This is a genomic window from Candidatus Electrothrix sp. (assembly GCF_052785085.1).
On record NZ_JALAAI010000016.1, the window covers coordinates 38,061 to 45,711 of the forward strand.

A 7,651-nucleotide genomic window follows, 5' to 3' on the forward strand; every position below is an offset into this window, starting at 1 on the left:
AAATTATTTCAACACGTTATAAGGTGCGATTATGAGTACCCAACAATCCGGTTTTACATCCAAGGCATGGGAAGCGAATAAGGAACAAACAGCCAGTGTTGTAGAAATTCCAGGGCGTTTTCAGGTTCTTCGTGATGCCGTGGCCCGTTATCAAGGGGTGACCAAAAAGCTGGAGCATTTGCTCTATGAGATCAGTCATCCTTATCGCAATTGGCAGATGATTATCCCGGAGCTCCGACCTTTTGTGCTTAAAAATTTCAATCAATATCGCAGGCACGAACATGGGCCTGCCTGTTTTTCCCTGTTTACAGGAATCTTTCTTGATGCTCTCAGAGAATCAAGAAAAAATGGTAAGGTCGTTTCCATGACTATGGAGGCCATGCTTGCCTATGTTGATAAGGTGATTGCCTCGCTACATACTGATTCGCTTGGCCTGTATCGGGAGCAGCTGGACAGCTTTTTTGAAAAGCTCGTTCGTCTGGATGAAATGGATGAGGCAGTGATGATGTATATGGTGCAGGGGCATCATCCCATGAAGAAAATGGCGTTGCATCTGATGAAAATTGGCCGCAATAATGAGGATGCTTTTTTTTCCTGCGCTTCCCTTGCCCGGTTGATGAAAAAGATCCTGCGCCTTAATTACAATTATTGGCTTAGTGAAGAGAATCCGCAACCTTGGTTTGAATCCCAATGTGGTTCCTTTTGCAGTGGATGGCAGACAGGAACGCTTCTCACGGCGATTTCTCATGATCGTTTTCAAGAGCATTTGGCTGCCCTTGATCTGGTTAAGATTGAGGAGGATCCTTACCAGGCTTTGAGTGAACTGTTGGAGTTGCCAGCCCATATTGATATTGTTCGTCTTTATCGGGAAATTCCCAAGCAATTAACCTTGGACACGGATGATGAAGAAGATGCCTCTTTTTCCGAGAACCGGAAGCTCTTTTTTCTCTTTCGGATCATGGATACCTCGGGTCTGTATTTAATTCACGAGGAAAGCCTGCGCGAGATCAACCGTTCTTTGATTCAGCTTATTCGTAAACAGAGTTTTGAGGAGATTGAGCAGTTTTTTATCACAACCTTTCAGCTCCTCAAGGCCAATGTGCGTAAGTACCCTCATACTTCGCTGCAATGCATTCAGGTCATTGGGGGTGAGGTTTTTCGCCGTAATAACTCACGATTAGTGGAGGCATTTCTTTTTGAGGCAGTTCGTTTTGGGTTCCAGTATGCCAATGTCATGGGAGTGGATGAGGACTGGCAACCCATCACAAATCCGGCCCACCTTACCAATATCCGGGCCTGGTTGGGCCTGATCATGCAGGAGCCTAAGTGGTGTTCTACGCTGTTTTCAGCCTTGATCATTAATATCAAATTGTCAGGGACCTGTGTCAAGGATACAGATCTTTTCCAGCGTGATATTACTGACCTGTTGAATCATCCCATTGTACCTATTTATAATCTGGCCAAACAATTCACCAAGCTTATGCCGGTTTTCTTTAATGAGATCGGTGCAGAAGGCGAATTGAGGGATGTGTCCACTGAGCTGGATGAAATGCATAAGCGGCATGATGTGCTTGTTCATTTCCTGCGCAAGCAATCCCATGTGGAATCTTCCAATCTGATTGTTGATTTTATTAAGGGAATCTTTGTCTTCTGGTTAACCTTGGATAAGGAACATCTTCGTCCTTTTCTTCCTGATGAGGTTTTGATACAGGTGGCTACAGAAGGTCCGTTTATTGATGAATTGCATGTTTTGATCAAGCGGATTGATCAGGAGTTGAAAATTCACTCTATGGATGACGTACTGGATTGGCCCAAAGAAGAACGGAATGTTTGGCTTGCCCAGCAAGAGGATATTTCAGCCGGGGAACGGAAACGCTTTAGCCTGCTGGTCAGAATGTTCAAGCTGTTGCAGCATAAATATACCCTTGGCTTGCAGGAGTTGCGCCATCAATTACATCATGCAGCCCAGACTGGTTTTCCTGAAATAAAAGGATTACTGGAAGTTTTGGAAAAGGGAGATAGCTTTACCTGTCTTGATGCCTTGCTCACCCAGCTGGAGCATTTAAAAGACATTATTCTCAGTGAGGAGCGATTTGAGCCCAAGGAGGAGATCTATTATAAAAGACATATTGCTGTGGACATCCCCTCAGTCTATGGGCGCTATTCGGAACGAAAGTTTGATGCTCTGGGGTTGAGCTTCCGCTTAGAAAATTTAGCAAATATTTATATAGAACGGTTGACCCGATCCATTAATCTGGGTTTTATTACTCAGGCTACTTTTATTCGGATTTCCAGATGCCTATTGCTCTTTTTACGGGCCTTAAAGGTGGATGGCATTACCAGTCGGCGGCTGGATACCTACACCAGTCTGCTCAGTTCGTCCATCACCATGAAGCGGTTTTCCTATACCCAGCATCTGGATATTGTCCGGGGGCTGTCTGAAGGGGTCAAGGATGTGATCTATGCCTATTACACCAATGTGCATCAGACTAACCTTTCCATGATTATTCCCCAGATCGGTCAGGAAAATCTGTTGATCAAGTACCGCTCACTGTGGGAAGACCATGACACGGCTTCCACGGTTCATCGTCTGTCTGAGTCTTTTTTCCGGGATCTGATTGCCACTACCTTTGGCTTGCAGCATCTGGATAATTTTATTACCCGTATTATTCATACATTGGAAGCGCAAAAAGATATTCTGGATGAAAAGACCATTGATCTTCTCATGACCTATAATCCCGAGAAAACAATATCTTCCCTGTATAATGAAAATCTGCGAACCCATAACCTGATCCACCTTGGTAATAAGGGCTTTAACCTGATGGTATTGGCTGGTGATGGCAAGCCGGTTCCCCCTGCCTTTATCATTACCACAGAGATCTTTCGTTGCTGGCGGGCAGTGCAGGGTTTTAAGCGGGCCAGAGAAGAGTTTATGCAACGGGTACGGGGAGCTATTACTACCCTGGAAGAACAGGTTGGTCGGGTTTTTGGTTCACCCCAAGAGCCGCTGTTGCTTTCTGTTCGCTCTGGCTCGGCCATGTCTATGCCCGGGATGATGACTACGATTCATAATGTTGGGCTTAATGAGGAATTGGTCAAGGAACTGGTGACAAATCATCCTGAAAAGAAGTATTTTCTCTGGGATAATTACCGCCGTTTTCTCCAGTCCTGGGCCATGTCCAGAGGTATGGAACGGGAAGAATTTCAGAAAATTATGAATGCGCATAAACAGCAGCATGGTGTGAAGCTGAAACGGGAGTTTTCTGCGGACCAGATGCGGGAGCTGGCATTGGATTATCAGGCAGCACTGCGCAGGCGTGGTCGTAATGCCCCGGAAGACCCTTGGTTGCAGTTGATCGGCGCAGTGGAGATGGTGCTCTCGTCATGGAATACAGCTAAGGCAAAGCAGTATCGTAAGCTTATGGATGTGTCTGATGATTGGGGAACTGCGGTGACTGTTCAGTCCATGGTCTATGGCAATATGAGTAAACAGGCAGGAAGTGGGGTATTATTCACTGCTCATCCTTACCGTAAGGTACGTCGGGTAGCCCTGTGGGGGGATTATGCCTCTGGAGATCAGGGCGAGGATATTGTTTCCGGCCTGGTCAACAGTTATCCTGTTTCCGTGGAGCAGGCTGAGCTTGACGGCAGGCCTGTTGATTGCACTTTGGAGCGAAAATTCCCTGCAATTTACGAAAGATTACTCAGCATTTCGAGAGATTTGGTCTATACCAAGGAATGGAATCCCCAGGAAATTGAGTTTACCTTTGAAAGCCCTGATGCGAAAGACCTTTATATCCTGCAGACCCGTGATATGATCACAGTGAAAAAGAAGGAGTGCTTTCATGTTTTTATTGAATCAGAGACCTTGCAGGACAGCATCCTTGGGAAAGGCATAGGAGTGAGTGGGTCTGCTTTATCTGGTTTAGCGGTGTTTACGGAAGAGAATATCCTGCATTTGCGACAGGAGCAACCAGATGTGCCGTTGATTCTGATTCGTCAGGATACGGTACCTGAAGATATCCGGGAAATTTCTCTGGCAGACGGCCTGCTCACTGCCCGTGGAGGCCAGACCTCCCATGCCTCGGTGGTGGCGACCCGGCTGGAGAAGACCTGTGTGGTGGGCTGTCGGGATCTTCAGGTCTTTGAAAGCGGGGAGTATGCTCAAGTGAACGGAGCGCGGATCAATTTTGCTGATCCAATTGCGATAGACGGGCGTAATGGATTGTTTCTGAAAGGTATTCATGGAACACATGAAGAAGTGCATATTTTACCGCTTTGACTCGAATTGGGTAAAATAAGGCGGAAGTTGTTATAGTTGATGGAATGTTTATTCGCCCAATCTGTTAACTCTTAATAAGAGATGATCTTGTCATACAAATGCGGATTTTTTGCGAATCAAAAGCCTACCCTTTTATATACTAAAAGGTCTCCCTTTTGAGATGTAAAACCCTCCCTTTTGATATATAAAAGGGAGGGTTTTTGATAGGTAGAAGCCTGGGCTTTTGACAGGCAAAACCTATGCCTTTTGCATGGTAAACCCTACGCCTTTTGGAAGGCAAAACCTATGCTGTTTTTCAGACGGTCGAGGCAGGGGCTGCCGGATACTGTAGAGGCTAGTTCCTAAAAAGTCAATACGTTCGGTCAAGAAGAAAAAACCTGATAATCGGGTTTGAGTACTTACTCCTATTATTCTTTATTTTCTTTGAGGATTTTTTTTCAAAAAAAATCCTTGTACCTTTTTTTTTTGCTGACCTATAATAGTTTTTAATAATAAAGGATGTTTGTGAATAACAATGGGTGTTTGTTTAACTGTAACAAAGAGAGAAAAGGAGGAATAATGAGACGCAAATACATTGGCTTGGCGATGGGATTATTAGCCGGGTTGCTTGTCACGGCGACGTCAGGCTTTGCAGAAGAAAAACCAGAGTTGCTTTCGTTTAAGCCGTCAAATCTGCAATGGGAGAAAACAAAAGCCGACTTTGTTGCACCGTCCATTGCGACCTGTGCTGGCTGCCATCCGAGACAGTATGAAGAGTGGCGCGGATCAATGCATTTCATGGCATTCCAGGACCCGATCTATCTTGGCGAGTTGAACCTGGCCATTAAAGCTGTGGGAAAAGAGGTTGCCAAACAGTGTGAAGGCTGTCATACTCCGGCTGCCGTTGTCCAAGGTGAAACAGCAGACCTGGATTTCAACAATCTCAGTCCCTTGGCCAAGGCCGGTGTTTCCTGTGATGTATGTCATTCCATAAAACGATTCACCCATTGGGAGACCCCGTCTCATGAGCCGGAAAATGGTTCTTTTATCCTTTCTCCGGGCAGAAACGACGACAGTGATCCAAGAGGCTTTGTCCGTACAAAATATGGTCCTTTCCCCGACTATGAGGGATGCGGCGGCGGTTTTCATGAATGTGTTGAGTCGCCCAAGCATCTGACTGCCGAGCTTTGTGCTGGTTGCCATCATGTCTACCATTACGACAAGCATTTTCCCTATGAGTTTACCTATGGTGAGTGGAAGAAGAGTTTGTACGCACTGAACGGTATCCAGTGTCAGGACTGTCATATGGTTGACCTTGAGACCTTCAAGCGTTCCGCTGATGAATATATCAAACCGAAACGGAGTGACTATCATCATTACTTTAATGGTGCCAACTTCCTGATGTACTACCTGAGAGGGCTGCAGGCCGAGAGAGAGGGTGATCAGAAGCTGGTGGAGAATTTGAAGAATAAGTACGAGATGGCTGTGGGGAGGCTCCAGGCTGCTGCTGAGATTGAGATTGATCCCATATATAATAAGAATGGTGATCTGTATAAGATCAGGGTTCGGGTCCATAACCGTCGAGCCGGACATAACCTGCCCACCTCTCTGACTGCTGTGCGAGAAATGTGGCTCGAAGTCAAAATTACCGATAAGACGACTGGTAAGGTGCTGATTGAGAGCGGATATGTAGATGAAAAGGGTGAGTTGGACGGTGATACCCACATCTTCAACACCAAGGGTACCGACGAGCATGAGATCTTCCAGATTGATCCCTGGAAGGTTGTGTCCAATGCCGAGGTAGGTACTATTCCGCCCAAGGGATATCGGGATATCGTGTACACCATCCTGTATCCACAGGGACCAGGCCATGATCTGGATGTTCATGCCAAACTTCGTTTCCGTCAGGCCAGCCAGAAAGTTGCTGAAAAACTGCTGGCCGCAGTACCAGAGGGGATCAGCCTGGAAAAATGGTATGGTATAACCGAAGTTCCTGCAGTACCCATTGTTGACATGACTGAAACCAATGTAACGGTGAAGTCAACCGGGGAACCGAGCAAGGAACCCAATGTCATTGATAAGCTGACGACAGGTTGGTCGCATGTGCATGGGCTTGGTGGGCTTGAAATGATTAAGGATGCCAAAGATAAGGCTAAGAAATAAAAGTAATATGAGCAAAACCCCGTGATTATCTTGTGAGCGGGTTGCTCCAAGTAGACGCACAAACACCTGTCATCCGGCATTTTCTTTAGGGAAGATGCCGGATTTTTTTATTTTTTTTTGCCTCTACTCTTCAGATGCCGAATGTATCGTAGGGGCGAAGCTATGTGCTCGTCCTTTTACCGGGGAGACACGCAGGTCTGCCCCTACAGTTCCGAATCGAAAACAGGATCTTCTTTTTCGGAAGATCTCTAGATAAAAATAAGGAGTGTGGAATATGCAGAAAATAATTATTTTTGCCTTTCAGGGAAACCCCATGTGTTTTATTCATGTCTTACTTAATAGCCAGAATATGGCTGAACAAGGGATGGGAGGGGACATTATTTTGGAAGGCGAGGCTGTTAAGCTGGTGCCGGAAATGGCAAAATCAGATCATTTTCTCAATAAGCTCTACACAGAAACTAAGGGAAAAGGGCTTTTTCTTGGGGCCTGTCGGGTTTGCTCGAATAAAATGGGGGTTGTTGAAGCAATAGCAACAGAAGGTATTCCGTTGATTGGTGATATGGCAGGACATCCGGCAATGGCAGAATATATCAAACAGGGATATACAATTATTACCATGTAGAGTTATATGGACTTAGCTTTATGCGAAGAAAGGGAAGGGGCTAAATAGTTATTAGCAGGTGCCAGCTTCCCTTTTTACGTCCAGCGTTGAGTCATGCAAATGCATTGTATGATTCAGCCTAATTACTGACGAGCATAGGGGCGTCGTCCGTGATTACTTCAATTTCATGTGCGGTGAACACACCATCAATGTGGCTTCCTCTGGCTATAATTTTTGCACCAAAATGGGCCTTTGACTTATCACCTTTAATGACGGTCTGTTCAGTAAATTTGACCCTTTTGTTATCTACTATCCATATCCCATGGGGCCAGCCGATTCCAGGCGTTTCTTTTACAATTCCATGAATATCCTTTCCGTTTGGCTGTGCTGAAACCTGTGCAGGTACTGCTGATAGTAAGAGTATTATGATGAGTACAGCAGGAATCAAGGTACGGCATCGGCTGCGGAACACGCTGTGGTTTAATTTTATGTTGTACATAAGGGTGTTGAAAAGTACCCCAGCATAGAGCAATTTCAGTTGTCCGAGATGCCCAATAAGCATTTTTTTTCGTTTGTCAGTGTTACTGCAGCTTGATGTCGAACACTTTCCAGGCGGAATTCAGCCT

General features: G+C 45.6%; 4 protein-coding genes. 3 read left to right on the forward strand and 1 reads right to left on the reverse strand.

All coding sequences use genetic code 11. The features are described 5' to 3' along the window. The first annotated feature begins 31 nt into the window (after nucleotides 1–31). The 3 genes from L2082_RS04575 (at nucleotide 32) to L2082_RS04585 (ending at nucleotide 7,046) form a co-directional block, all read left to right on the forward strand. Nucleotides 32–4,282: a PEP/pyruvate-binding domain-containing protein gene (locus L2082_RS04575; protein WP_446008105.1), complete on the forward strand. Its 4,251-nt coding sequence runs from the start codon at nucleotides 32–34 to the stop codon at nucleotides 4,280–4,282. A 558-nt stretch (nucleotides 4,283–4,840) separates the two neighbouring features. After that, complete coding sequence (locus L2082_RS04580) at nucleotides 4,841–6,424, forward strand: cytochrome c family protein (RefSeq protein ID WP_446008106.1); 1,584 nt, start codon at nucleotides 4,841–4,843, stop codon at nucleotides 6,422–6,424. 274 nt (nucleotides 6,425–6,698) lie between these two features. Beyond that, complete coding sequence (locus tag L2082_RS04585; RefSeq protein WP_446008107.1) at nucleotides 6,699–7,046, forward strand: cytoplasmic protein; 348 nt, start codon at nucleotides 6,699–6,701, stop codon at nucleotides 7,044–7,046. 118 nt (nucleotides 7,047–7,164) lie between these two features. Here L2082_RS04585 and L2082_RS04590 read toward each other — a convergent pair whose 3' ends face one another. Then, nucleotides 7,165–7,587 carry a hypothetical protein gene (locus tag L2082_RS04590; RefSeq protein WP_446011482.1) on the reverse strand — a complete coding sequence of 141 codons (423 nt, stop codon included), beginning with the start codon at nucleotides 7,585–7,587 and terminating at the stop codon, nucleotides 7,165–7,167. Nucleotides 7,588–7,651 lie beyond the last annotated feature (64 nt).

Bases quoted from the DNA above. Each gene is read 5' to 3' on its own strand.
- L2082_RS04585 (WP_446008107.1), top strand. From the start codon at position 6,699: ATGCAGAAAATAATTATTTTTGCCTTTCAGGGAAACCCCATGTGTTTT.
- L2082_RS04580 (WP_446008106.1), top strand. From the start codon at position 4,841: ATGAGACGCAAATACATTGGCTTGGCGATGGGATTATTAGCCGGGTTG.
- L2082_RS04575 (WP_446008105.1), top strand. From the start codon at position 32: ATGAGTACCCAACAATCCGGTTTTACATCCAAGGCATGGGAAGCGAAT.
- L2082_RS04590 (WP_446011482.1), bottom strand. From the start codon at position 7,587: ATGCTTATTGGGCATCTCGGACAACTGAAATTGCTCTATGCTGGGGTA.